The following is a 24,552-nucleotide window of genomic DNA, read 5'->3' as shown; positions in this document are numbered from 1 at the left end:
CAGGCCCGTCACTGCTTGAGGTTACTGACCCAGCCCCATCTTGATGTAGCCCGTCGGGCACACGTCGGAGCAGATGTGGCAGCCCACGCACCGCGTGTATTCGGTGAACACGTAGCGGCCCACCGCACGCTCGCTCTTGGGCACGCGATGCACGGCATCCTGCGGGCAGAAGATCACGCAGTTGTCGCACTCGAAGCACAGCCCGCAGCTCATGCAGCGCTCGCCTTCATACTTGGCCTGCTCCTCCGTGAGCGGCTTGATGCGCTCCTGGAAGTTGCCAAGCACATGCTCCGCGTCGATGGGGATCTCCTCACGCTTCGCCCGCGGCATCTCCGTGAAGTGGCCGAGGAACATCTCCTCATGCGTGATCACGTCGGACGAGGCGCGATCCTCGAAATTGTGCACCGCCCATTCCGCACTGGACGTACCGGGCACCTGACCGCCCTCGTAGGGCTGCACCGGCCGCCCGCGCTGGGCCAGCTCATTGAGCAGGTTGAAGTGCGCCACATCCACCTTCGGACGCTTCTCCAGCGGCTTGCCGGAGAGGAAGTGATCGATCTCGTCCGCGGCGATGCGCGCATGGCCAATGGCGGTGGTCAGCAGGTGCGGCCGGATGATGTCGCCGCCGGCGAAGTGCTTCTCCTTGCCCGCCACGCGGAAGTAGGAGTCGGTGTCCATGAAACCGCGCTCGTTGGCCAGGTCCTCGAAGCCCTCGAAATCGCCGTACTGACCAATGGCGGCCACGATCAGATCGGCCTCCAGCGTGAATTCCGTGCCCTCGATGGGGATCGGCGTCATACCGTCCATCTTGCACTCGCACATCTTCAGGCCGACGGCCTTGCCGCTGTCGTCCTTGATCACCTCCAGCGGCATCACGCCACCGAGGATCTTCACGCCCTCACGCATGGCCTCCTGACGCTCGTGCTCCGCCGCCACCATCTGATCGATGGGGAACAGCGAGGTCAGGGTCGCCTCCACGCCCTCGCGGCGCAGGATGCCGGCCACGTCATCGGCCGTGAAGCCGCCGATCTTTCCGTCGATGTTGTCGGTCTTGCGCACCTCGGTGATATGGCCGAGACGACGCGCCACCGAGGCCACGTCGATGGAGGTGTCACCACCGCCCACGACCACGATCTTCTTTGCCGTGCCGTAGACCCAGCCCTGGTTGAAGGCCTCGAGGAACTCCACGCCGGTGATGCAGTTCTCGCAGTCGCTCCAGCCGGGAATGGGCAGCGGCCGGCCCTTCTGCGCACCGATGGCCCAGAAGATGGCATCGTATTCATCCTCAAGCTGCTCCACCGAAACATCGCGGCCCACCCGCGTGTTGGTGCGCACCTCAACGCCCATGTCGATGATGCGCTTGATCTCGGCATCCAGCTTGTCGCGAGGCACGCGGTACGTGGGAATGCCGTAGCGCATCATGCCGCCGAGCTTCTCGTGCTCATCGAAGATGGTGACGTTATGGCCCTTCTTGCGCAGGAAGTAGGCCGCGGCCAGCCCGGCGGGACCGCCGCCGATGATCGCAACCTTCTTGCGCGTCTCGTTGGCGTCGGTCACCGGCTCGCCAAAGGCCATGTTGTTCTCGATGGCCCAGTCGCCCACATAATGCTCAAGCGCATTGATGCCCACATACTCGTCCACGACGTTGCGATTGCAGCCATCCTCGCACGGCGCCGGGCAGACACGGCCCATCACCGCCGGGAAGGGGTTGGCCTTCGTCATGCGCTGAAAGGCGTATTCCTGCCACGGCATGTTCTCGTCCGTCGGCTTGTCCATGCCGCGGGCAATGGCCAGCCAGCCGCGGATATCATGACCGGACGGACACGAAGCCGAGCATGGCGGCGTCTTCACCACGTAGACCGGGCACTTGTAGGAATGGTCGGCAACGAAAATCTTCTCTTCCAGGTCCCAGTCCTTCGGGGATTCGCCCTCGCGGAAACGACGGAAGAACTTGCCTTCCGTCTTCGGCAGATTCTTCTTGTTGATGGTCGTCATGCTCTTCCCTCCATGTGCCCGCCGCATTTCGCTATCGGCAGGCCGTCATTGCTGTAACCGATGTTGCCGGGCCGGACTGCAGCGCTCTTTTACGCCTCGCCCTCGCCCGCATTCTCGCCCGCGTTCTCCGCCTCGGCCTCCATCAGTTCCTTTTCCTGTTCCGAGCCGGGCAGGATGATGGCATTCGACACCAGCTGATGCAGCGACATGATGTCGTCCATTCCATAACCGAACATGGGCATGATCTTGGAGAACTGCGTCTTGCAGATGGCGCAGATGGCCGCCATCTTGTTGACGCCATATTCCTCCGTGGCCTGTTTCAGGGCCTTCATGCGCGGGCTGCCGCCCTTCTTGCGCAGCTCCATCAGGTCGTCGGTCAGCAGGCCACCACCGCCACCGCAGCAGAGCGTGGCTTCCTTGATGGTGTCCTCCGGCATCTCGTAGAAGTGATTGCAGACGGCCTTGATGATGTTGCGCGGAATCTCGAACTGCCCGCCGGGATAGTCGCCCATGCGCGAGGCGCGCGCCACGTTGCACGAATCGTGGAACGTCACCTTGAGGTGATCGTTCTGCGACTTGTCGAACTTCAAAAGCCCCTTCTGGATCGCCTCCCAGGTATACTCGCAGATATGCTGCGGCACCGGATAGTTGGGATCCAGGAAATCGAACGGGCCGGCCAGCGTGTTCAGGAACTGATAGGCCGCACGCCAGGCGTGACCGCATTCGCCGATGATGATCCGCTTCACGCCAAGGTCGATCGCCGCCTTGCGGATGCGCAGGGCAATGCGCCGCATGTTCTCGTAGGAGCCGATGAACATGGCGAAGTTGGCCGCCTCCGAGGCATAGGACGACAGCGTCCACTTCGCCCCCGTGGCGTGGAACACCTTGGCGTAGCCAATGAGGCCGTCGATGTGCGGCTCGGCGAAGAAGTCGGCCGAAGGCGTCACCAGCAGGATGTCCGCCGGCTCATCCAGCGGCAGCCGCACGCGCACGCCTGTATCCTCCTCGATCTCGTCCTCGAGATCCTCAAGCGTCGACTGCAGCGCCGGCTTCGGCAGGCCCAGGTTGTTGCCCACCTTGAACACCTTGCCGATGATCTCGTTGGTGTATTTCATGCCGATGCCGACGGAATCGAGGATCTCGCGCGCCGCCATGGTGATCTCGGCCGTGTCGATGCCATAGGGGCAGTAGACCGAGCAGCGGCGGCACTCCGAGCACTGGAAGTAATAGGTGTACCACTCTTCCAGCACATCCTCCGTCAGCTCGCGCGCGCCGACCAGCTGCGGGAACCACTTGCCCGGCAGCGTGAAGTAGCGCCGATAGACGCTGCGCAGGAGATCCTGCCGCCCCACCGGCATGTTCTTGGGATCGGACGTGCCCATGTAATAGTGGCACTTGTCCGTGCACGCCCCGCACTTCACGCAGATATCCAGGAACAGCCGGAAGGAGCGGAACTTGCCGCGCAGCTCCTCCATCTTGGCCAGCGCCACCTCCTTCCAGTTGTCCACGAGCTCGCCGGGATAGCCCAGCGGCTCCTGGAACTCCGGCGCCGCCTTGAAGCTCTGAATGTGTGCCGAGGCGCCCTCCTTGGGCTCCCAGGCGAAATACAGCGGATCCTCCTGCGCCTCGGGCGGCACGTCGTCCGTCGCGGCTTCCGGGTTCTTGTCCAGCTCAGACACGGCTCTCTCCCGCCTTTGCCATCACATCGGTTGCGATTGATCACTCTCCTGCGCCGCTCGCAAAGGGCAGCGCCACGCATCCCTCCGCTCACATCCGCGATCAGGATCCATGCGGCGGATCGTACTGCACCTCGTCCACCGGCGGCAGCCACGGCACCGGCCGGAACTTCTCGCGCGGATTGTCCACCATGTTGCGCGTCGGCGAGAAGAACACACCCGGCGCATGCACCAGCTTGGAGAACGGGAAGATGATCAGGAACAGCGCCACCAGGCCGAGATGCACCAGTACCGGCAGATCCGTCGGCAGCGGCTGCCAGTTGAAGGTCATCAGCCCGAGGAAGAAGGCCTTCACGCCGACGATATCTGTCTTGGAGACGAAGGTCATGCCCAGGCCCGACAGCCCGATGCCCAGAAACAGCAGCAGCATCAGATAGTCGGACGGGTTGCTGATGTAGCGGATCCGCGGCACGAACATGCGGCGCGCCAGCAGCCCGAGCGCCCCGAGCACGAAGAAGAAGCCGGCATACTTGCCGAAAGGCTGCGCCAGCACGATGAGCGTCGGCACCGGATCAAGGAAGTAGCGCAAATGCCGGATGATGATGAGCCACAACGAGAGGTGGAACATCATCGCGAAAATCCAGATCCACTTGTTTGATTTCCATAAGGACTCGAAGAACGCCACTTCCTTGAACATGCGCCAGACCACGCCCGTGCGCGTCACGGGGGCCGGTGTCGTCGGAATGACGGCAGGCTGCGGCGTCTTCCAGTATTCCCAGACGCGCTTGGCAACGCCGACCACGAAGATGATCGCCGCGACGTAATAGAGCAGTGCGTACAGAACGGTCAGCACGGACTTCCCCTCCACTCCAAGCCGGAAACGGCCGCAGGCCTCATGCACCGGTTCGCCGGCCCGACCCCATCAAGGGGTCGGACCAGGCATGTCCGTTGTCTTTTTTAGGCGAGAGGCAAAAGTCGCTTTCGCCCTCTCACCGGAAGCAGGATGTCTGGCCGGTCAGACGCAGCCCGTGGGCTTCGGCAGACCGGCGATCTTGCACGCCTGTTTCGCCGGACCGTAGGGGAACAGCTCATAGAGGTACTTGTTGTTGCCCTTCTCCGGCCCGAACTTCTTCTTCATGGCCTTCACGAGCACACGGATGGCCGGCGCGATCTGATACTCGTCATAGTACTCGCGCAGGAAGTTCACGACCTCCCAGTGCTCGTCGGTCATGTCGATGTTTTCCTGCTTGGCGATGACCTCGGCAAGCTCCTTCGACCAGTCGGAGAGATTGGTGATGTAACCCTCCTCGTCGTGCGGAACCTGCTTGCCGTTCACCTCATAGTAGCCTGCAGACATGTCAGCCTCTCCTCTTGCATGGAACGGTTCGGTTTCCCGACTGCCGCCACATTATATGCTCTTTGTCATGCGGCAGCGGAATCTCACAGCCAGGCCTGGACCTTGTCGTTGCTCGTGACCAGGTCGACAAACCCGCCGTAATCGACGACCTCAACGCCGTCGATCATCTTGTCCGCGGTAATCCCGCGGGCCTTGAGATCAGCCGAGAGCGCCGCAATCTTCACGCCCTTCACCGAGGCCAGGACATCGGCAGCCCGGCCTCCCTTGATCACGGCATAGACACCGTCCTCGATCAGCAGGACCGTGTCTCCCTCCTGCACGTGATTGAGGCAGCTCTCCAGCGTGTTTCTTTCATAGGGCGACTTGTTGACGGTATGCAACAGGGCCATTTCGCGCACCTCCTCAGAAACTCAGGATCACGTCCGCATCGGCCATGATCTTGGCCATCTCCTCGCGAGAGACGATCCGGATCGAGGACTTTTCGGCAAAGTCATCATCCTCGTCCTCGTAGGTCATCTCGATGAGGTCGTCCTCGCTCAAGCCCCGTTCCTCCAGGGATTCGCGCTCGACGTAGACTTTCTGCACGTCATAGTCGCCCAGCGCCGTATAGGCCGGCTGGAAGTTCTTCGCTCCCAGCTCGCTCGTGTCCCAGCCCTTCACCAGCTGAAACACCCCGTCATCCAGAAAGGCCAGAGCCACATCCTGCTCGAAGGCCGCGCCGATCAGCACCACTTCCAGCGACTCCAGCGCATAGATCGTGCCGTGCGGCGCCTTGCGGTTCACGTAGAGAAACTTCTTCACATCCGACATGGCCGCCTCCCCTCAGTCGCCGAAGAACACCAGGCGGTCACACTGAATGCCCGCCTCGATCAGCTGTCCCAGGCCGGAAATGCGAAAGCCCGGCGCGATGTTGTTGGCATCCTTGCCGTGACGCTTCATCTCGTCCTCGTCAAGGATACCGCGCCGCTGGGCCGCGGCCACGCAGACCACGAGATCCAGATTGTGTTTCTCGGCAAGCTCGCTCCAGCGCTTCTGGATGTGACGGTCATCCTGCGGCGGCACCATCAGCCGCGTCGCGTTGTTCACACCGTCATGATAGAAGAAGACGCGAAAGACCTCGTGCCCCTTCTCCAGCGCCGCCACGGTGAAGTTATACGCCGTGTCCGACGCCTCGTGCTGATAGGGTCCTTCGAGAACTACGATTCCCAGTTTCACCGCCTCGATCCCCTGTTAGACCTAACCCGTTTTCATGTCCGGCCGAAACCTCAAGAAAAAGGTTCCGTCCCGCTTGAAACACAGCCAGCAATCTTCATGGCGGGGATTGTCCTGCATGATAAGCGGATGATGCTTGTGGCAGCCACCACATGAGATCATCCACCAACACGCACAGATCTGATCGGAAGGCGCATCATGCTCTCGGAGGCGATTTCTCTTCGCCTTCTTTTTATTCTATTCGGACAGGCCCTTATCACCCGTCCCGGCCCGCTGCATGCCTTCAGCCCCTTTCAGGCCGCTCATGCCCATCGGGCCTGCAATCGTTCTCGGCCTTCCCTCTCCCCGCCGGGCGGCCATGCCGCCCCGTGCAAGTGAGGACCGGGGCAACCGCGCCCTGCGGCCACCCCGGCCATCATGTTCAGTACTGGATGTGCGTGGAGTGATTGTGCGTCAGCCGCGCATAGGTCCACGTATCGATGTGATGCTTCACGAACGGCACATCGATCAGCTCGAAGAAACGCGGCCAGCCAATGCGCTCGATCCAGTCGCCGATACGCTCCCAGTCCTTGGCGTTCTCCTTGTAGGCGCGCAGGATCTTCATCACCACCTCGCCCACTTCCGGCCACCGCGGCGGATTGTTGGGCAGGCCGGCGACCACCAGCTTGTGGAAGCGCGGTTTGGAACGGGCGTTGGAGTGCTTGCCGCCCACCCACACAGCAATGCGCGTCTCTTCCTTGCCGTTGATCTGCATCGGCGGGCACGGCGCATAGCAGGCGCCGCAGCAGACGCACTTCTTCTCGTCAACCTCCAGCGACGGCTTGCCGTTCACCAGGGCCGGACGGATCGCCGCCACCGGGCAGCGCGCCACCACCGCCGGACGCTCGCAGACGTTGGCCACCAGCTCGTGATTGATGCGCGGCGGCTTGGTGTACTGCACGTTCACCGCAATGTCGCCCTGACCGCCGCAGTTGATCTGGCAGCACGAGGAGGTGATGCGCACGCGGTTCGGCATCTCCTCGTTGATGAACTCCTCATACATGAGGTCCATCAACGACTTCACCACACCCGAGGCGTCCGTGCCCGGAATGTCGCAGTGCAGCCAGCCCTGCGTGTGCGACACCATGGAAACGGAGTTGCCCGTGCCGCCAACGGGGAAGCCTTCCTTGTTGAGCTCCTCGATCAGCGGCTCGACATTCTCCTCCTTGTCGAGAAGGAACTCGATGTTGGAGCGCGTGGTGAAGCGCAGGTAACCGTCACAGTACTTGTCGGCCAGATCGCACAGCTTGCGGATGGTAAACACGTCCATCTGCCGCTGCGTGCCGGCACGCACCGTCCAGATCTTGTCGCCGGACTTGGCCACATGGCACAGCACGCCGGGACGCGGCCGGAAGTGATAGTCCCACTGTCCGTAATTCTTCTTCATCACCGGATGCATATAGGGAAACGGATCCGGCACACCCGTCTCGTCCGGCATGCGCGGCTTCTGCGCAGCTTCGCTCATGTTCTTCCCTCCAGTTCGGTTCTCTGCTCCGGCGGAAGCCCGAACGCTTCCGCCGGTTGATTGTCGCTATCCCTGCCGTAGAGCCGGAGCCGACTACTCGGCGGCCTCCTTCTTCGCCGCCTTCTTGGCGCGCATGCGCTCCATCTCCGCCTGGAAGTCGTCCGTGCGGACGAAGGAGACCTGACGCGGATGCAGCACCATGTTCGGATCCGGATCGACGCCGATGGCCTCCAGGAACGCCGGCAGACCAATACGGTCAATGGTCTCGCCGATGCGCTCATGCTCCAGCGCGTTCTCGGCGAAGAAGTCGATCACCTCGCCGGCGAACTCCACCAGCGCCTCAAAGTCCTCATCCGTCTCCAGCTTGATGAAGGGCTTGATCACCGTGCCCATCAGGTCGCCGATCTTCAGCGTGCGCTTGCCGCCGATGAGGATGACCGCACCCTTGTCATCACCGGGCTTCAGCGCGCGGTTCATCACGTTCAGGCAGTGCATGCAGCGCACGCAGGCCTTGTTGTCGACGGCCAGCGTGTCATCATCATTGAGCTTCAGCGCCCGCGTCGGGCACATGTTGATCACGTGCTCGATGATGTAGTCACGCCCGAGCTCCTCGACGTACTCCTTCACCTTCTCCTGGTCGACCTTCATGTCGTCGCGCCAGGTGCCGATCACGGCGAAGTCGGCACGGTGAATGGCGTTCACGCAGTCGTTCGGGCAGCCGGAGAACTTGAACTTGAACTTGTACGGCAGCGCCGGACGGTGCATCTCGTCGAGATACTCGTTGATGATCATCCGGTGCGCCTTGATCTCGTCGTAGCAGGACATCTCGCAGCGCGCATGGCCCACGCAGTTCATGGAGGTGCGCAGGGCCGGCCCGGCGCCGCCGAGGTCGAAGCCCAGCTCGTTCAGGGCGTCAAACGCCGGCTGCACGTTGTCGGAGGAGCAGCCCTGGAACATGATGTCGCCGGACTGACCATGGAAGGCGATCAGGCCGGAGCCATACTCCTCCCAGATGTCGCACATCTTGCGGATGATGTCGGTGGTGTAGTGATAGCCCGCCGGCGGGATGATGCGCAGGGTATGAAACTCCGAAGACGCCGGGAACTTGTCGGCCACCTCGGAGAAGCGCGGAATAACGCCGCCGCCGTATCCCACGACCGTGATGGTGCCCCCCTTCCAGAAGCCGAGTCGCTCCTCGTAGGAATGCTCGAGCTGGCCCAGAAGGTCGTTGATCATCGGGGAATAGCGCTTGCCCGCGTCACGCAGACGCTTCAGGCCGGTCACGAAGGACGGCCACGGCCCCTTCTCCAGCTCGTCGAGCTTTGGTGTCGGGTGCACCTTGAAATCGTTGTTCGCCATCTGTCACTCCCTCTTCAGTTGGCCTGGCGGCAACCGGTCGACCCCTTCAGTCGGTTCCGTCCGCTCAGGGCTTCCGTGTGAACTGAATGATCCAGCACGCCTGTCGCTAAACCTAACAGCGCCGGCATGATACCATCGGCGAGATCGCCGATGCCACACGGCCCCGTCCCTCTTGCCACTCCGCGGAAGGCGGATTGGCGGAACCGACAGGCGGCTCTATAGCAAAGGAATTCACATATTCCAATATGCGTATCCGATAATTTACAAAAAAAGTCGGATTGCTCCTACCCGCGCGAGCAAGTCCGGCTCACTTTTCCCGGATTGTGAAAGGATTTTGTCGTGCCGCTTCACAGACATGCGCCGATCAGCGCGCAATCTGCGCTGGATCATTGTCAGCTCCCCTTAACCTGTGGAACAGCGCCCGGACAGGCCACGATGCCACATTCACCGCTTCAGGGGAGACAGGATCCATGACCGACACCAACATCGACCGGAATGCCGAAATGCCGAAGATTCCGCAAACAGGCCCCTTTTCTCTTTCCGATGAGGAGGCCTATCGCGCCTGGCGCCAGGCCAAGCTGGCTGCTCACCCGAAATCGCCACAGGAGATGATCGTGCCCGTCTCCGATCTTGAGAATCCCTCTCCGCAGGAAAAGGCACGCATCATCGATCTGTGCCGCCGCGCCAACATGGCCATCTATGACACGCAGGACCGTTCAGGCGAGGCCGGTCCGGCGCTTGAGCGCGCCCTGCGCCATTTTGCCGCGCATTTCGGCATGACCGATCTGGAGGAGCACCGCTCCATGGATGAGGAGCAGGTGGTGGCCATTGAGGTTGTCGATGAGAACGAACGCCCGCGCCATGGCTTTATCCCCTACACCACCCGCAGGATCCTCTGGCACACCGACGGCTATTACAAATACGGCTGGCCCGGCGCTCCGGTGATCCGCTCCATGATTCTGCACTGTGCCCGTCAGGCCAAAAGCGGCGGCGAGAACGAGCTTCTCGATTACGAAATCGCCTATATCCGCCTGCGTGACGAAAATCCCGGCTATATCGAGGCGCTCATGGCCCCCGATGCCATGACCATCCCGGAATTCCGCGAGGAAGATGGCAGCATCCGCCCCGAATCGCGCGGTCCCGTCTTCTGGGTGGATGAGGACACCGGTGCCCTGCAAATGCGCTATACCGAACGCAGCCGTCACATCATATGGAAGGACGACCCGCTCACCCTTGAGGCCGTGGAGTTTCTGCGCCATCTTCTGAGATCGGATGAGGAGCCCTTCCTGTTCCGGGTGCGCATGCAGCCGGGGCAGGGGCTGGTCTGCAACAACGTGCTGCACACGCGCACCGCTTTTGAGGACTGGGACGAACCGGGGCGCGGCCGCCTGATGTATCGCGCCCGCTATTCCAACCGGATCCTGAACACGGGCTTACTGGAAGCGGCATGAGCCGATCATGCCCATAACCATGGGGAAGAAGCGACATGGCCAAGCTGTCCGAACTGATGATCGCCAATCCGCAGATCGAGCGTTTCGAGGAGCTGCGCGAGCTGGTGATCCTCGTGGCCAAGAGCGGCGAGGTGTTTCTGGAGTTTGACGTCAAGCCAGACTATCCCGACACCCCGCCCAACTGGCATCTTGAGCTGGAAACGGCCTTTTACTGGGGCGATCGCACCGAGGAGCTGAAAAAGCGCTATGGCCAGACCGACAAGGGAGGAGACGCGGGGCGATGACACCGGAAGAGAAGGTGGAAACGCTGGATCAGTTCGTCACCGCCTTTCGCCGTGAGCTGAAGGTGGATGCCGTCGATGCCGGCAATGATGTGCACTTCCTGCGCCTGACCTACAAGGAAGGCAAGCGCATCACGCAGATCGGCCTGGATGCCGAGGATGCGCGCAGGCTTTCGCGGCTTTTCACCGAATGGGCCGATCGCGTCGCCCCGCAGGGGCAATGAACCCGCCGCCCACATCTCTCGCGGATGCCACGGGTTTAAAGGCCCAGGCGGCAGAAGTCATGCGCCCCACATTGCGCAAACACCGGCGAAAGGCTAACGATCTCACTGGCGCGCAGGGCAGGAGCAACACGCGTCAGGGACAAACCGGACGTCAGGGATAAACCGGAAACATGGACTACCTCCCCATTTTCCGTGATGTCAGGGACCGCACGGTCATCGTTGCCGGCGGCGGCACCGTCGCCGCCCGCCGCTGCGAGATTGCCTTGCGGGCCGGGGCGCGCGTGAAGCTCTTCGCCGCTTCCGTGGCCGAGGACGATTTCGCCGGCCTGCGCGATCATCCGCGCCTAGAGCATTTCCCCCGCTGCCCGCAGCCGGCGGATTTCGAGGATGCTGTCCTTGCCTTTTCCGCCTGCCGCAACGAGGAGGATGATCGCCGCATCGCCGAGATGGCCCGCGCCGCGAAGGTGCCGGTCAATGTCGCCGACCGGCCCGAATTGTGCGATTTCATCATGCCCTCCATCGTCGATCGCACACCGCTCATCGTCGCCGTTTCCTCATCCGGCGCCTCCCCCATTCTCGCCCGCATGATCCGCGCCCGGCTGGAAACCATGCTGCCGGCGGCCTATGGCCGTCTTGCCCGCTTCGCCGGAGAGTTTCGCGAGCGGGTCATGGCGCGCCTGAAAAATCCGGAAAACCGCCGCCGTTTCTGGGAGCGCACGCTGGAAGGACCCATGGCCTCCCATGTTTTCGCCGGTGATGAAACCGCAGCGGAAGAACTCATGGAGCGGGAGCTCGCCCTAGCCGAGGCCGAGGAGAAAAGCGGCGTGCGCGGCGAGGTCTATCTCGTCGGCGCCGGCCCCGGCGATCCCGACCTGCTCACGTTCAAGGCCCTGCGCCTGATGCAGAAGGCCGATGTCGTTCTTTATGACCGCCTCATTGGTGACGGCATTCTCAATCTTGTCCGCCGCGAGGCCGAGCGCATCTATGTCGGCAAGCGCCCGGATGATCATGCCCTGCCGCAGGAACAGATCTCCGATCTTCTCGTGCGTCTGGCCCGGGAGGGCAAGCGCGTTCTGCGCTTGAAAGGAGGCGATCCCTTCATCTTCGGCCGCGGCGGCGAGGAAATCGAGAAACTGGCGGAAAATCACATCCCCTTTCAGGTGGTGCCGGGCATTACCGCCGCCTCCGGCTGCGCCGCCTATGCCGGCATTCCACTCACCCATCGCGATCACGCCCAGAGCTGCCTCTTTGTGACCGCCCACGGACGCAACGGCATTGTCGAGCTGGATTGGGAGCGCATCATCCGCCCCAATCAGACCGTGGCCGTGTATATGGGTCTGCGCCTGTTGCCGGAGCTGACCGCCGCCTTCATCGCGCATGGCGCCGATCCTGATCTTCCCTGCGCCGTGGTGGAAAAGGGCACGCGCCCGGGCCAGCGCGTCGTCATCGGCACGCTGCGCAACATCGCCGAAAAGGTGAAGGCTGCAAAACTCACCGGCCCGGCCATGATCATCATCGGCACCGTGGTCACCCTGCGCGAGAAACTCGCCTGGTTCGAACCCGGATCGGAAGACGCCAACGCCGATCCCCTCCCGCAGGGACGCTTTACCGGCACACTCTGACTGCACGCACCGTACGATAATTATGGCAGGGAATGATTAAAGCGCACAATTTTCAAGTCTTGATTTTACACCAAACAATCATTCAACCTGTGAAATAATTCGAATCACACGACATCACCGTCGTCATGCCGCAGATCAGCCGGCACCCCAGGCCACATTTTTGTGGACTGGCGTTACAGGTCTCCGGCGCTCGCTGCGACAGCAAGGAAAACAACCATGCAGGGTCGTGCTCTCGAATATGGCCACGTGGTGTTGCTCTTCCTCGCTGCCTGTCTCCTGCTCAATCCGGCGCATGCCGCATCCTCCCGCTGGCGGCTTCCCCCACAGCAGGGCAGTTGGGACTGGCAGCTCTCCCGGCCCATCAACCTTTCCGTCAAGGTGGACATTCTCGATGTCGACCCTGATCTCGTCACGCGGGAACAGATCAGAAAACTCAAGGCAAGGGGCGTCTATCTGATCTGCTACGTCTCCGTGGGCACCTGGGAGAAATGGCGCAGGGATGCCAAGGCCTTTCCTCGCCGGGTCCTGGGGCGCCGATATGACGACTGGCCCGATGAACGTTTTCTCGACATCCGCAAAAGGCGTATTCTTCTGCCGATCATGAAAGCCCGCTTCCGCCGCTGCAAGCGTATGGGCTTCGATGCCATCGAGGCAGACAACATCGACCTGCATGAGAATCGCACCGGCTTTCCCATCAGGCGCCAACACGTCGTGCGCTACATGCGGGCCCTCACCCGCGCCGCCCATAGAATGGGCCTTGCCATAGCCCAGAAAAACGCGCCCGATCTCGCGCGGCGGCTTTCCCGTTTCATGGATTTCGCCGTTACCGAAGCCTGTTACAATGATGGCTGGTGCAGCGAGATGTACCCCTATATCCGCAAGGGGCGCGCGGTGCTGGATGCGGAATATCGCGAAGAACACCCGAACATGGAGCAGGCCTGCCACTACGCCCGCATGCTTGGCATATCCATGATCCTCAAGGACAGGGACCTGACCGCCTGGCGCCGCGATTGTGCTGAATTCGAATGAGTCTCGACATCGATCGCAAGCACGATCAATTCTCATCGTCATCGCCCGGCCAGATCAGCCAGAACAGCGCCATGCCGGCGGCCACGATCGCCCCGGCCAGCAGCCAGGAATGCCAGAGGTTGACCGCGAACTGCACGCCGAGATAGACGGCGCCGGCCAGGGCGATAAGCAGAAAGGGCCACAGCGGCGTGCCGCCATGCCCCTTTCCCTTGCCCCCGTCTTGGCGTTTTGCGCTCATGCCCGCCGGATCAGGCCAGTGCGTCGATTTCCTCGAAGGTCATGTCGCCCGGCACGATAACGATGGGTGTCGGAAAATCCTTCGTGCCCTTGGTGATGAGATTGGTCACCAGCCGGCCGGGCCCTTCGCCACCAACAGCCGCTCCCAGCACGAGGAAGGAGATATCCGGATCCTCATTGGCCAGCTCCCGGATCTGCTCGCAGCGCTGGCCATAGCGCACCACTTCTTCCCGTGGCAGATCGCCGAAGCCCCATTTTTCAAGCTTCTGGCGATACATGCGGAAAAGCGCCTCCGCCTTGCGCTCGCCTTCCTCGCGCGCCGTTTCCTCCACCGCCAGCCAGTGCGTGAACCCCGGCGGCTCGATGACATAGAGCATGGTCAGCATGGAATGGGTGCTGCGCGCCCGCGCCGCTGCGAAGTAGACCGCGGTTTCGCATTCCGGCGTCTCATCCAGGACCACCATGAACTTGCGGATGTGGCCCTTTTCATGAACCAGGCGCTTCTTGCGATGTGGCATGCCCGCCTCCCCTCAATCCTTGCGGAAGATCGCCGCCGCGGTGAAACCGGCAGCAATGGCTATGATGACAGCAGCGATGCCATACAGCAAGGGCTGCTCATGGGCGAACACATAAACGAGGCGCTCAAAGCCGCGCTTCTCGATTTCCAGCTTGGTGGTGAACTTGCCGAGAAGCTTGCCGGCCCGCCAGAGATAGACATCCGCCTCGTATTCGCCCAGGGGCACGTTGGCCGGCAGGTCGAACGTCGCCCGGAACAGATAGCGCCCGGTAAAGTTCACGCCGTTGTCATTGGCACGATACAGCCCCTTCTTTTTCATCAGGCGCACAAAGGCCTTGGCATAGAGCTCGGCTTCCTTCAGGTCCTTGAAACCTTCCGCCGTGGCCAGAAGGTGCTCTTGCAGGGCCTCAAACCCGATGCCGCGTTTCTTGAGCCTGTCCGCCGGGGCAATGTCCGTCAGGATATTCGAGGACAGAAGCGCATAATAGCCAGGGGCCGCCCGGAAGATGCGCTCATCGGCATTGACCCAGATCGGCCCCACACGCTTTTTGCGATGCATCTTGAACAGGCGCGACGGGCCGCGGATGACCACAATCAGATCCGGCCGCGCCTTGCCTTCCTCCGCCGTGCCCACGATGGCGCCGAAGAGCATCACGCGCGTGCCGGCAAAATCCGTCTTGATCGCCACCGTATGCGTGGACAGGTCCGCAACCACCTTGGGCGCATTCTTGCGCGCATTCCTGTTCTCGGAAAGCCGCACGGAAACCGGCGCGCCCTGGGCCATGCCCTTGCCCTGCCCCTCAGGCTGGCGCACGTCATAGGTCTCCGTCGCCTCCTGCGCCTGCGCCTTTGCCTCCTGTGCCTGCGCCGGAAGGGGGGCGGCGCTGGCGACGAGAAATCCGCCCGCAATGATCAGCGCGGAAAGAACGGTGCGTTTCAGCCGCCTCATCTCACTCTCCTCCTCCGGCAAACGAGAACAGCTCCTCCGGCGTGGCCACAAGCCCCCACGCCAGCTTCACGCACATGGCCAGCACCATCAGCGCCAGCAGCACACGCAGCTGCTCGCCTGGCAGACGCGAACCCACCCGCGCACCAAGCTGCGCGCCGATCACCGCCGACGACATGAGAATGAGTGCCAGCACCACGTCCACCGTCTGGTTCTGCACCGCGTTGAGAATGGTGGTGAGAATGGTCACGAACCCGATCTGAAACAGCGAGGTGCCCACCACCACGCCCGTGGGCATGCGCAGCAGATAGATCATGGCCGGCACCATGATGAAACCGCCGCCCACGCCCATGATCGCAGCCAGAAGGCCAACAAGAATGCCCACGCCAATGGGAGGAATGATGGAAATGTACAGCTTGGAGCGCGGAAAGCGCATCCTGAACGGCAGGCCATGCACCCAGTTGTGCGAACCGGGCTTGCGCACCGGCCCGGCCTTCTTGCCCGCTTTCCTGCTCTTGCGAATGGCGTTCACCGATTCGATGAACATCATCGAACCGATGATGCTGAGCATGGTCACATAGGTGAGCTTGATGACGAGATCGACCTGACCGATCTCGCGCAGGATCTTCACGATCTGCACGCCGATGACCGAGCCGACGATACCGCCCGCCAGCAGGATCAGCCCCATCTTCACATCGACGTTGCCACGTCGGTACTGGGCCAGGGCACCGGAAACCGATGAAGCCACGATCTGATTGGCTTCCGTCGCCACCGCCACGGCCGGTGGAATGCCGATCATCATCAGAAGCGGCGTCATCAGGAAGCCGCCACCAACACCGAACATACCGGAAAGAAAACCGACGATGCCGCCGAGGCCGAGCAGCAGGTAAATGTTCACCGAAACCTCGGCAATGGGCAGATAGATGGACATGGTTCTCTACCGCTCTGCAAGATATGCGTCGCACCCCCTCTCTTCCCGACCATGCGGGAGAGAAAGACGATGAAAGGCCTTCACTCCCAGGCCCGATGAAGCCTGAGAAGGCCCTGCAACATGTCTGTTTGCGAATTTGGCGCCGTCTGGAGGGATGCCGCTGCCAACAGGTTCACTTCAGAAACGCAGCGACAGGCGCAGGCGGCTTGTGGCGGCCCTTTGCCAGAATTTCACCATGTGGTCAATGCGACAATTATGTCGCATTGCCAGAAGTGCCGAAATTTTGATCAATGCGAGGCCCGCAAGCAGGACGATCCCTTTTCCCTTGCCTTGCGGCATGTGGCCTGAAAAACTTTCCACACTCTGGAATGATTCGCTCAAACCGGGCGCTTTTCATTTGCGAATTATTCTTGTTCGTATTATATGTGATCTGGATCAATGTTCCAAAGCCGGGTTGTGTCATGACGAAGCAGAATCACACCGCCTTTGATGAAGAGGCGATCGTCAAGAAGCTCAGGGATGCCGGTCTGCGCCCCACGCGTCAGCGCATCGCCTTGGCGCGCTTGCTTTTCGCGCAGGGGCATCGTCATGTCACGGCCGAGGAGCTGCACCGCGAGGCCACACAGGCCGACATGTCCATTTCCCTGGCCACGGTTTACAACACACTCAACCAGTTCACGCGCGCCGGCCTTCTGCGCGAGGTGATCGCGGACGGCAGCCGCACCTTCTACGACACCAACATGGATGATCACTTCCACTTCTATTCCGAGAAGGACGGCCGGCTCATGGACATTCCGGCGGATCAGCTCGTCATCGACAAGCTGCCGCCCCTGCCGGAAGGCGCCCGCATCGCCAGTATCGACGTCATCGTCCGCCTCACCGACAAGTGATCCTTCCTTTCGGCTGCTTGCTCTTCATCCCCCCAATCGCGAGTGATATAGCCCGCGCCGGTCATATGGTAGCGCTGAAGAACCCGGCTTTTGGTCTTTGGCATCTACCCCCGGATATTGCGGAGCACCCCTAACTCCTGCGATGCGGAAATGCGTTTATCGATATCCCCGGCATCAGGTGATGTGGACGGGCCGCCGCGGCCGTGCGGCATGGTGATCCCGGGTCCCTGCACTCAGCAGGTGGGCGCCATATGCCCGGGGCCACGACCCCGGGCAGGGACAGCTCCCTCGGATCATGGTACGGCCCCTGGGATGCGCATCCGTCACGCACCGGGCAGCACCGTCCGCGCCATAATGTAATGCATCCCTTGCGCCATGCAATCGCCCCGCCGAAAACCGCAAGGGTCAAAAAGAATGGCGCCTTTCAATTAGCACCGATTTACTGCGCAGCGGCCCGGCGGGCGGCAGCCTGCGCGGAAATCTCCAGCATCCGCTGCAGCGGAATCAGGGCCTTTTGCCGCAGCGCTTCGTCAATGATGATCTCGGGCTCTTCATTCCGCAGCGCCGCAGCCAGTTTCTCCAGCGTGTTCAGCGCCATGTAGGGGCAGGTGGCACACTTGCAGTCCCCGTCCATGCCGGGTGCGGGAATGAAGGTCTTGTGCGGCGCCGCCTTTTTCATCTGATGGATGATGTGCTGCTCGGTGGCGATGATGAACTCTTTCTCCGGCCGCGAGAGCACGAAATCCAGGATCTGCTTGGTGGAGCCCACGAAGTCCGCCTTCTCGAGAATGGAGAAGGGACATTCCGGATGTGCGGCAATCGGCGCATCAGGATGCTTCTCCTTCAGCGCCATTAGGGCCTCCTCGGAGAATTCCTCGTGCACGATGCACGATCCCGGCCACAATTCCATTTCGCGCCCGGTCTTGCGCTTCAGCCAGCTGCCCAGGTGCCGGTCCGGCGCAAACAGGATGGGCTTCTCCGGCGGGATCGCTTCGATGATATCCAGCGCCGAGGAGGAGGTGACGATATAATCCGACAGCGCCTTCACCTCCACCGAGGAGTTGATGTAGGTGACCACCACGTGATCGGGATTGGCCTTGCGCCAGGCCGCCAGATCCTCCGCCCGGCAGGATTCCTCCAGCGAACAGCCCGCCGCCATGTCGGGGATCACCACCTTTTTCTGCGGAGAGAGGATCTTGGCCACCTCGCCCATGAAACGCACGCCGCAAAAGACAATCATGTCCGCGTCCGTCTCGGCCGCCCGGCGCGACAGATCGAGGGAATCGCCAACGAAGTCCGCCAGATCCTGAATATCACCGTCCTGATAGTAATGCGCGAGAATGACCGCATTCTTCTCCTTGCGCAGGCGCGCGATCTCCTCCATCAGCGCGGCCTTCTGCGCCGGATCAAGCGGCTTGGGCGTCTCGCAAATGGGAAACTTCGGGGTATCGGTCATCGTCGCACACAGCCTCCCTGCGGCCATTCCGGCCTGTTCCTCTCTCGTGTTTTATATGACTTTTCCGAGTGGGGAAATCAAGTTTCTGCCCAGGGCCACCGGGGAGAAATGCATCGCAAGCTATTGATATTACAAAACAATATTAATCCCGCCCATCAAAGATCTTTTCCGCTGAAAGCCATGACCGAAACCGTCTGAATCTTGCCCGATTTTTTCCCGCGCCCTGCCGCAATCTCCCGGAATCATCATTCCGGCATGCGCGTGATCCCGACAACCATTTGTCAGGATCCTTGCCGCACAATGCAAAGAAAGGTTCGTGATGGCGTAACAGGTGAGGGAGGCGGTCATGGTCGTGGCAACCTTCGTTCTGGCGGTTTTGATGACGGTGGGCTTTCTGCTCTGGGCCCTGCAGACAGCCCGCAGCGAAGATGAAAACGCCGCGCTCGAAGCGGTGCATGAAAAAACCACCCTCCCGGATCAGGGTGAGGAGACAAGCACACCATGATCGCCTCGCAGACGAAGAACAACCGCGGGGGAATTCATGGAATCGGTTCTTGTCGCCATCCATTTTTTTATCATCACCATCATCATTTTTTTGACCGCTGTTATCCATGTGGTTTTTAATATTTTTTTGCTGGAAATGCGCATGTGGATCCCGCTGGCGGTTTTTGTCGCCTGGATCGTTTTGCGCGGCTGGCGGGAGAAGGGCAAGGCGGCTCTTATCGCCTTTTTCGTCGCAATAGGCGTTTATGCCCACACAACCAGCGGCAACAAAACCCACTGCGCCGGTTACGGCTATCTCACCGCCGCAGATCAGGTGCGCCTCTGGCGTGCCTCCGCCCTGCAATACCTGACGCTGGAACCCCACAAGCCCTGGTGTTCAACGGCCAAATGCGCGAGAAAACGGAGCGACCGGCAGGAAAGGGCGCCGGACTTGCAGGTGCAGCTCGTGCGCGAGGCCTTCCGCCTCGTTGAGCAATGCGCAGAGGAGCGCGACAGTTATTTCGATTGCCGCAAGCTGCTGCGTGAGGACAGCAAGACTGCCTGTGCCGCAATCAATTGCGAACCTTTCCGGTTTGGGAGCAAACCCTGGTATTTCAAGAAAGATGGTTCTCCCATCCGCGCAGTCATCTTCGCACATGATCCGGAAGGCGGAGATGTGCGTTTCACCGTTTATGTTGATGAAACGATCAAGGCGCCTTTCCTGCGCAATGTGGCGCCCGGCTATGCCCGCGCGTTTGATGCCACGCTGAAGGTCTTCATCGATAGCCTGACCAGCAACCTCTGCCCGAGCGCACGGGTAGAAGAGCACGTGTTCTAGGGCGTGGACTCATAAAAGACGGCGATGCCAGCGGCATTTTCGCAAAATATCGCTGGTCTTTTCGCCCGCAGGGAATAGCCAAAGCTATTTTCAAGGGCGAAAGGCCAGCGAGGTGAAGCGAAAATGTCGAGCTTCAGGGGGCTGGCACGTCGGATTTTATGAGGACACGCCCTAAGAAGCCTGCCGAAAATTCACCATCCCGCACCGCGTCCTCTCCTGCACAACCCGTTTTATGCACAAAACAGGTTGCTTGGGGGAAGGGCGCGTCATTTGCTGAAAATCTGCACACGATTGCGTGCTTTTTCCGAAAACACACAGGCCCTTTTTGCACATCGCCCCGTCATTTTGACGGCATGGCGAAGATCATCCGCATAACACGGCGCAAGCCCCCGGCTCCCCGCCTTAGCGTGCGCGGGCTGCCGCCCACCCTGCTCAAGGACGGATGGTGGCTGGGCGAATTCACCATCCTGCCCGCCAGTTTCCCTTCCAATGCCCGGCCCAGGAACGGCCATCCAGCGGCAGATGCGGAAAAAGGCGGGGCAACAATCATTCCTTTCAGAAACACTCACATAAGAAAGCGGGAGAGAACATGAGCGCAGCCTTCTTTTCATCACGCGCCAAACAAGGCGCAAAGACAGTCCTGCAAACAGGCACATTCCATCGTCGTCTCATTGCCGCATTGGCGCTGGCGGTGGCATCCGACTGGCTTTTCTATGACGAACCGCCGGGCCTTTCGGCAGCCGTCTTTACTTTGCTCATGGCCGTCATCATCACGTGGCTTTGGGGAAACCGGCGCACCCCCACAGAAATCTTCCGCGCCTGGATCATCCTTATCCTCTTCCTGCTGCCCTTGAGCCTGCAGGCCACCTCCGTCGCACTCCTGTTCGCCGCGGCCGGCCTCATCACCTTCTCCCTGCTGATGACCGGATCCGTTTCATCTCCTGCGCGTATCAGTCTTTTTCACGTCCCCGCACACCTGTGGCATTCACCCTTCTTCCTGCTGCGTGACCTTCAGAGCCACGGAGCGGGGCGCAAAAGCATGAAGGCGCTGCGCTCCTTGGGCATGCTGATCACTGCTGCGGCCTTAAGTGCCATTAGCGCGTTGATACACTACGGTGGCAGGATCCTGCTGCCGCTGATTCTCGCCTGGCTGTTCATCAAGCTCTTTTCCTTCGCCAACCCCCTGTTCGCCGCGATCCTGCCTTCCCTGCAGCTGGAGCTGGATCTGGAGCGCTATTTCGACACTTTCTTCTCCCATGCTCTTCTCATGGCGTTAACGGTTCTGGTCGTCTGGGGCCTTTTGCGGCGCAATGCCACCTTCCGCCTAAAGGCCATGAAGCGCGCCAAGGCCGGCGTTGGCGCCGGGCGCTCCATTATGCGCTCTTTCTTGCCCGGCCCTCTTCCGGATACGCTTTTGACGCTCACGCTTTTGGTGTTCAACGCCATTTTCGCCGTGCATGTGATCACCGATCTCTATCTTGAACTGCCGGCGCATCTGGATCCGAAAGAATTCCCGTCATTCCGCTATGCCGAATATGCCCATGACGGAGCCTACGCCCTGGCCGTGGCAGCCGCTCTGGCGGGGGTGTTCGTTCTGATTGCCTTTCCATCCGCCCCAAATGCGACCAAGCCCTCCGCATGGGTTCTCAGGCTGCTGTATCTGTGGCTGGCACAGACGCTTGCCATCGCCTTAAGCGCGCTGGTGCGGCTCAATCTCTATGTTTCCGCCTATTCGCTCACGCATGCGCGCATTTACGGCTTCGTTTTCATCGCGCTGGTCTGCCTCGGCATTGTTCTCGTCGCCTGGCGCGTGCACGCCGGGCGCTCCACCCGCTGGCTGATCCGCACCTGCGTGCTCGCCGCCATTGCCGCGGTCTGGAGCCTTTCTGTCATTAACCTCGACAACATGATCGCCCGCTACAATATCGCCCACAGCCGTGAGGTGACGGGCAAGGGGCTGCCGCTGGACGTGAGGTACATCACGACGAATCTGAGTGTGTATGCCCTGCCGGCCATGTTCGCCGAAAACGGTCCCTGGCGGAATGACCCCGTACGCATGGCATACGCCGCATCCCGCATTCGCGAGGCTCTGTCCTATTACAAGGGCTGGCGGCAGTGGAGCTGGCGTGCCTGGCAGCTGCGGGCTTTTGAGCGTGCGCTGCGTGAGGCATGCAGGGAGATCATGCAGCAAAGGCGGAGCAAGAGGCACGGAGGGTGAACGATGGCGAAAATCCTTGTCGCCGACGATGACCCCGGCATCCGCGACGTGATCTGCTATACCCTTCAGCGCGAGGGCTTCGCCCATGACATTGCCGCCGATGGCGAGGAGGCGCTGCGCAAGGCCCTCTCCGGCGCGTTCGACCTCGTAGTGCTGGATATCGGCATGCCGGAACGCGACGGACTGGATGTCTGCCGCGAAATCCGCAAGCACTCCGAGCTGCCCATTCTTTTTCTTTCCGCGCGCGACGAGGAAATCGACCGCATCCTGGGGCTGGAGCTGGGGGCCGACGATTATGTGACCAAGCCCTTCTCCCCGCGCGAATTGACCGCACGCATCAAGGCCATTCTCAAGCGTGCCGCCGCCACACCGGAAAGCGATGAGGAATACACCCACGGCCCGCTGCGCCTTCTTGTGGGCGCACGACAGGTGGAATGCCATGGAAAACCGGTGACACTGACCGCCCGGGAATTCGATCTTTTGCACGCCTTGATGCGTCGCCCCACGATGGTGTTCACCCGCGCGCAGCTCATGGTCGCCGTCTATGGCGAGGGCTTTCATGTTTCCGAACGCACCATAGACAGCCATGTGCGCAATGTGCGCGCCAAGCTGGCCGAAGCCGGTTGTGACAAGGTGATCGAAACGGTGCACGGCGTCGGCTTCAGGCTGCAAGCGGCGGAGCGTGCATGATGGACGCACAGGCGGCAGAAAGCACCAGATTGGCAACAGCGCAACCGAAATGGCGCCCCTCGCTCGCGCAGGTCATGGCGGCGCTGTTGGGGTTTGTGCTGCTCCTGCCGCTGGCCAGCCTGATCTTTCTACACGTCTTTCAGAATCACCTGGTGCGCCAGGCGGAAAGCCGGCTGATCGCCCAGACAGCAGTGCTGAGCGCAGCCCTTGCCGAAGAGGTAGGCAATTATGCGGCTTTCCTGCCAACAGGCGCGGCGGCATCACGAGAAGCGCTAAAAGATATAGAGCCCCGTCTCGATGTCCGCGCTCACTTTCCCCTGCCCCATCCGCCGCGAGCAAAGCCGGCAAAGGCAGCCCTGCTACAGGCGCTTGCGCCGCTGGCCGCGCGCTTAACCCGCATGCTGCGCCTTACGGAACGGATTGCCGGGGGGCGGCTGCTGGTGCTTGATGCCCTGGGCCGTCCCATCACGGAAGAGAATTTGCGCACAGCCCGCAGCTACGCCCACGAGCCGGAAGTGGCGCGCGCCTTGCGCGGCCATTACGCTTCCGCCCTGCGGCTGGATGATGCGCCGGGCAGACATTTACGCGTCTGGGTGGCCATGCCGGTCATCGCGGAAGGGCATGTGCGTGGCGTCGTTCTGGCCGGACGCACACCGGCATCGCTGACCGACGTAATCATGCGGCAGAAGGCACGCCTTGCCCTGGCAGCGCTGATCGTGCTGGCGGTGGCCGCCTTCATGGGCTGGATCATGATCCGCACTGTCACCGGACCTTTACGCGAACTCACCCGCCGCACCCAGGCCATCGGTGAAGGCCGCCGTGACATGCAACGGCCGCTGACCCGCCATGGCACGCGCGAGATCGCCAGGCTCTCGGATGAAATGCTGAAAATGTCACACCGCCTTTTCGAGCGTTCGGACTATATCGCCCGCTTCGCCGCCCATGTTTCCCATGAGCTGAAATCGCCCCTCACCGCCATTCGCGGCGCTGCCGAACTGATGCTGGATGCCGATGACAGCATGGATGCAGCACAACGCCGAAAATTCCTCACCACCATGCTGAATGAGACAAAGCGGATGACCCGTCTTGTGGAGCGCATGCGCGCGCTGGCGGCGGCGGACAACCCGGCCATGGGCGGCACCGTGGCCATGCGGGATGTGGTGCGCGCCCTGCGCGAACGCTTCACGGATGCGGCAATTACCCTGCAGGGAGAGGCAAACCTCCCGATGACAAAGGAAAACGCCCTGATTGTGTTTTCCAACCTGACGGACAACGCCCTGCGTCATGGCGCGCAACACATCACCATCACCACAAAAACGCACAATGGCCAGATGCACATCCGCTTCGCCGATGACGGCGAGGGAATTTCCGAAGGCAACGCCCAGCGCATCTTCGAGCCTTTTTTCACCACCCGGCGCGATAAGGGCGGCACCGGCATGGGCCTGGCCATCACCACCGCCATGCTGCGCGCCCACGGCGGCACCATCCGCCTTATCCCCTCCAAAAAGGGTGCGACCTTCGAAATTACCCTGCCGCAAGCTTGAGGTGATTGAAGCAGAAAAGGCCCTTTCAGCCGGCAGGTTTTCCGGCACCAGGGGCATGATGCTCTCCGCCCGTTCATGGAAATGATACCAGG

General features: G+C 61.3%; 26 protein-coding genes and 1 other RNA gene. 11 read left to right on the top strand and 16 right to left on the bottom strand.

The genetic code is table 11. The annotated features are described in order from the left end of the window. Positions 1 to 21 precede the first annotated feature (21 nt). The 9 genes from EK16_RS01240 to dsrA form a co-directional block, all read right to left on the bottom strand. On the bottom strand, positions 22 to 1,995 hold the full coding sequence (locus EK16_RS01240) for an NAD(P)-binding protein (RefSeq protein ID WP_038033846.1): 1,974 nt from the start codon (positions 1,993 to 1,995) through the stop codon (positions 22 to 24). Positions 1,996 to 2,084: 89 nt separating this feature from the next. Next, entirely contained in the window at positions 2,085 to 3,605 is a 1,521-nt protein-coding gene (dsrK, locus tag EK16_RS01235; RefSeq protein WP_051928793.1) for a sulfate reduction electron transfer complex DsrMKJOP subunit DsrK, read from the bottom strand. A 169-nt stretch (positions 3,606 to 3,774) separates the two neighbouring features. Continuing rightward, entirely contained in the window at positions 3,775 to 4,521 is a 747-nt protein-coding gene (locus EK16_RS01230) for a respiratory nitrate reductase subunit gamma (RefSeq protein ID WP_038034153.1), read from the bottom strand. 165 nt (positions 4,522 to 4,686) lie between these two features. Next, positions 4,687 to 5,028, bottom strand: a complete 342-nt coding sequence (locus tag EK16_RS01225; protein ID WP_038033843.1) for a TusE/DsrC/DsvC family sulfur relay protein — start codon at positions 5,026 to 5,028, stop codon at positions 4,687 to 4,689. An 83-nt stretch (positions 5,029 to 5,111) separates the two neighbouring features. Then, positions 5,112 to 5,417 (bottom strand): sulfurtransferase complex subunit TusB, encoded by a 306-nt coding sequence (gene tusB / locus EK16_RS01220; RefSeq protein WP_038033841.1) that lies wholly within the window; start codon positions 5,415 to 5,417, stop codon positions 5,112 to 5,114. Positions 5,418 to 5,430: 13 nt separating this feature from the next. Continuing rightward, positions 5,431 to 5,838, bottom strand: a complete 408-nt coding sequence (gene tusC, locus EK16_RS01215; protein WP_038033838.1) for a sulfurtransferase complex subunit TusC — start codon at positions 5,836 to 5,838, stop codon at positions 5,431 to 5,433. Between the two features lie 12 nt (positions 5,839 to 5,850). Next, positions 5,851 to 6,243 (bottom strand): sulfurtransferase complex subunit TusD, encoded by a 393-nt coding sequence (tusD, locus tag EK16_RS01210; protein ID WP_038033834.1) that lies wholly within the window; start codon positions 6,241 to 6,243, stop codon positions 5,851 to 5,853. A 418-nt stretch (positions 6,244 to 6,661) separates the two neighbouring features. Further along, positions 6,662 to 7,744 carry a dissimilatory-type sulfite reductase subunit beta gene (dsrB, locus tag EK16_RS01205; protein WP_038033832.1) on the bottom strand — a complete coding sequence of 361 codons (1,083 nt, stop codon included), beginning with the start codon at positions 7,742 to 7,744 and terminating at the stop codon, positions 6,662 to 6,664. Positions 7,745 to 7,837: 93 nt separating this feature from the next. Further along, a complete protein-coding gene (dsrA, locus tag EK16_RS01200; protein ID WP_038033828.1) occupies positions 7,838 to 9,103 on the bottom strand; it encodes a dissimilatory-type sulfite reductase subunit alpha in 1,266 nt (421 codons plus the stop codon). 470 nt (positions 9,104 to 9,573) lie between these two features. Here dsrA and EK16_RS01195 point away from each other — a divergent pair, with 470 nt between their 5' ends. The 5 genes from EK16_RS01195 (at position 9,574) to EK16_RS01175 (ending at position 13,710) form a co-directional block, all read left to right on the top strand. Further along, complete coding sequence (locus EK16_RS01195; protein ID WP_051928741.1) at positions 9,574 to 10,554, top strand: TauD/TfdA family dioxygenase; 981 nt, start codon at positions 9,574 to 9,576, stop codon at positions 10,552 to 10,554. A 35-nt stretch (positions 10,555 to 10,589) separates the two neighbouring features. Next, a complete protein-coding gene (locus EK16_RS01190) occupies positions 10,590 to 10,838 on the top strand; it encodes a sulfur relay protein DsrC (RefSeq protein WP_231573556.1) in 249 nt (82 codons plus the stop codon). Beyond that, positions 10,835 to 11,059, top strand: coding sequence for a DUF6967 family protein (locus EK16_RS01185; protein WP_038033825.1), 225 nt, complete (start codon positions 10,835 to 10,837; stop codon positions 11,057 to 11,059). The genes EK16_RS01190 and EK16_RS01185 overlap by 4 nt, the downstream gene beginning before the upstream one ends. A gap of 170 nt (positions 11,060 to 11,229) precedes the next feature. Beyond that, the gene (gene cysG, locus EK16_RS01180; protein ID WP_051928740.1) at positions 11,230 to 12,681 is read left to right on the top strand and encodes a siroheme synthase CysG; all 1,452 of its coding nucleotides are present in this window, start codon (positions 11,230 to 11,232) and stop codon (positions 12,679 to 12,681) included. Between the two features lie 216 nt (positions 12,682 to 12,897). After that, positions 12,898 to 13,710: an endo alpha-1,4 polygalactosaminidase gene (locus EK16_RS01175; RefSeq protein WP_081910131.1), complete on the top strand. Its 813-nt coding sequence runs from the start codon at positions 12,898 to 12,900 to the stop codon at positions 13,708 to 13,710. A 25-nt stretch (positions 13,711 to 13,735) separates the two neighbouring features. Here EK16_RS01175 and EK16_RS01170 read toward each other — a convergent pair whose 3' ends face one another. From EK16_RS01170 to EK16_RS12105, 5 genes are all read right to left on the bottom strand, one after another. Then, the gene (locus tag EK16_RS01170; protein ID WP_038033822.1) at positions 13,736 to 13,948 is read right to left on the bottom strand and encodes a hypothetical protein; all 213 of its coding nucleotides are present in this window, start codon (positions 13,946 to 13,948) and stop codon (positions 13,736 to 13,738) included. Between the two features lie 10 nt (positions 13,949 to 13,958). Further along, positions 13,959 to 14,465: a universal stress protein gene (locus EK16_RS01165; protein ID WP_038033820.1), complete on the bottom strand. Its 507-nt coding sequence runs from the start codon at positions 14,463 to 14,465 to the stop codon at positions 13,959 to 13,961. 12 nt (positions 14,466 to 14,477) lie between these two features. Then, on the bottom strand, positions 14,478 to 15,413 hold the full coding sequence (locus EK16_RS01160; RefSeq protein WP_051928738.1) for a TIGR02186 family protein: 936 nt from the start codon (positions 15,411 to 15,413) through the stop codon (positions 14,478 to 14,480). 1 nt (position 15,414) lies between these two features. Further along, on the bottom strand, positions 15,415 to 16,341 hold the full coding sequence (locus EK16_RS01155; protein ID WP_038033817.1) for a sulfite exporter TauE/SafE family protein: 927 nt from the start codon (positions 16,339 to 16,341) through the stop codon (positions 15,415 to 15,417). 177 nt (positions 16,342 to 16,518) lie between these two features. Next, positions 16,519 to 16,722: a hypothetical protein gene (locus EK16_RS12105; RefSeq protein ID WP_156098417.1), complete on the bottom strand. Its 204-nt coding sequence runs from the start codon at positions 16,720 to 16,722 to the stop codon at positions 16,519 to 16,521. Between the two features lie 80 nt (positions 16,723 to 16,802). On the opposite strand from EK16_RS12105, the gene irrA reads away from it, so the two are divergent. After that, complete coding sequence (irrA, locus tag EK16_RS01150) at positions 16,803 to 17,231, top strand: iron response transcriptional regulator IrrA (protein ID WP_051928737.1); 429 nt, start codon at positions 16,803 to 16,805, stop codon at positions 17,229 to 17,231. Between the two features lie 186 nt (positions 17,232 to 17,417). Here the strand turns inward: irrA and ssrS are convergent. Both ssrS and nadA read right to left on the bottom strand, forming a co-directional pair. Then, positions 17,418 to 17,575, bottom strand: a non-coding RNA gene (ssrS, locus tag EK16_RS11805) — 6S RNA. A gap of 95 nt (positions 17,576 to 17,670) precedes the next feature. After that, positions 17,671 to 18,687 (bottom strand): quinolinate synthase NadA, encoded by a 1,017-nt coding sequence (nadA, locus tag EK16_RS01145; RefSeq protein WP_051928736.1) that lies wholly within the window; start codon positions 18,685 to 18,687, stop codon positions 17,671 to 17,673. A 346-nt stretch (positions 18,688 to 19,033) separates the two neighbouring features. Between nadA and EK16_RS12100 the strand changes: the two genes are divergently transcribed. The 5 genes from EK16_RS12100 to EK16_RS01125 all read left to right on the top strand — a co-directional run bounded on the left by EK16_RS12100 (position 19,034) and on the right by EK16_RS01125 (position 24,460). Further along, on the top strand, positions 19,034 to 19,192 hold the full coding sequence (locus EK16_RS12100) for a hypothetical protein (RefSeq protein ID WP_156098416.1): 159 nt from the start codon (positions 19,034 to 19,036) through the stop codon (positions 19,190 to 19,192). Positions 19,193 to 19,228: 36 nt separating this feature from the next. Next, on the top strand, positions 19,229 to 20,008 hold the full coding sequence (locus tag EK16_RS01140) for a hypothetical protein (protein ID WP_038033815.1): 780 nt from the start codon (positions 19,229 to 19,231) through the stop codon (positions 20,006 to 20,008). A 589-nt stretch (positions 20,009 to 20,597) separates the two neighbouring features. Further along, entirely contained in the window at positions 20,598 to 22,226 is a 1,629-nt protein-coding gene (locus tag EK16_RS01135; protein WP_197059566.1) for a DUF4153 domain-containing protein, read from the top strand. Between the two features lie 3 nt (positions 22,227 to 22,229). Continuing rightward, entirely contained in the window at positions 22,230 to 22,916 is a 687-nt protein-coding gene (locus EK16_RS01130; protein WP_038033812.1) for a response regulator transcription factor, read from the top strand. Further along, a complete protein-coding gene (locus tag EK16_RS01125) occupies positions 22,913 to 24,460 on the top strand; it encodes a sensor histidine kinase (RefSeq protein ID WP_051928735.1) in 1,548 nt (515 codons plus the stop codon). The genes EK16_RS01130 and EK16_RS01125 overlap by 4 nt, the downstream gene beginning before the upstream one ends. Positions 24,461 to 24,552: the final 92 nt, after the last annotated feature.

Origin of the sequence: Thermopetrobacter sp. TC1 (genome assembly GCF_000746275.1) — a bacterium.
In the GTDB taxonomy this organism is placed as follows: Bacteria; Pseudomonadota; Alphaproteobacteria; order Rhizobiales; family Aestuariivirgaceae; genus Thermopetrobacter.
Note: the sequence above shows the minus strand (reverse complement) of the source record. Positions and strands in the feature narration are given on the sequence as shown.